General features: G+C 36.2%; 2 protein-coding genes. Both read right to left on the bottom strand.

Annotation, left to right across the window (positions count from 1 at the left end):
- Positions 1 to 617: protein rep (locus tag FTV32_RS17185; RefSeq protein WP_180029168.1), on the bottom strand; the 617-nt coding region annotated here is incomplete at its 3' end.
- Between the two features lie 137 nt (positions 618 to 754).
- A partial coding sequence (locus FTV32_RS17180) for a hypothetical protein (RefSeq protein WP_180029167.1) occupies positions 755 to 1100 on the bottom strand: 346 nt, incomplete at its 5' end.

Raw genomic sequence — 1100 nt, 5'->3', positions numbered from 1 at the left:
GCCATCAACCATTCTCCCTCCACCCAACCGTCTAATATAATATGAAAATGATAATGGTATAATCCTCCTGGACGAATAGTGCATTCTACCTTACGAATACCCTTAAAAATTTGATATACTTTTTGATACTTTGACCTTTTGGTCAATTTATAAATTGCCCTCCATTCTTTCTCCATTTCAGCAATACGCATAACAAGTTCTTCCCCCACAACAGTAGGTAACGTAAGAGTTACAAATACAGGTTGAAATAATTCCTCCAATTGAGGTAGATAAGCATTGATAAGGCGTGCGGTCTTTATCCTATTGCAAGTTAAACACCAACGATTTTTACAATAAGTCGTGTGTATTTTACCCACTTCATTAGTTAGAAGTGTTTCAGCACAATAAGTACTATTCTTATAAGATTTGAAAAGTTTAGACTTTGGATTGAAATTCATCAGCGATAAGGATATCCCCTTGCTGACGTACTTAGACCATTGCTTTTTTTTAAGGGTATCCTTTGAGGTATCCCTTTTTTGTAGTAAATTTGCCATTGTAAAAAGACTTAAACAAGCTATCAAATCATATGGGCCTGCCAGCCCGATTAGATAGCTTTTTTTGTTTTTAGATGTTACCAAAAGTAACGCTTTTTTTTCATTTTGGGGACAGTAATGCTAACTTATCAAGAGGGGGGTCGAAAAGTATCGCTCAAGGGTCTTTTTGCTCTCGCAAAAAGCATGTAGGTTTTTTTAGCATTTTCCGAACAAAACAAGTTCTATTGCTTCGCCCACTCATTGAACTCTTTTATTCTCTTTTCATCAGCCTTAATAAACTCGATAAATCGCTCCTTACTTTCTCGCTCTTTTTTAAGCTCTTTGGCTTGGTTACTAGTGAAAAAAGAAAAGGCTAACACAGCCAATAAAACAAAAGCAAATATTCCTACTACTCGCATTCCAAGCATAGGCGTTTGAAACTCCTTTTTTGCCTTTTCTGATGCTTTCTCTATTTCGTTGATGTAGTTCTTCATCTTTTCGTCTAAAGGCTTTAAATCGACTGAAAAGCTCTCTATACGGTCTAACTCTCCACGTAATTGGATTGCTACGTTGTTTGTAATGTCTCGT

The sequence above is a fragment of the Acinetobacter sp. YH16032 genome (genome assembly GCF_013417345.1).
Lineage (GTDB): Bacteria > Pseudomonadota > Gammaproteobacteria > Pseudomonadales > Moraxellaceae > Acinetobacter.
Note: the sequence above shows the minus strand (reverse complement) of the source record. Positions and strands in the feature narration are given on the sequence as shown.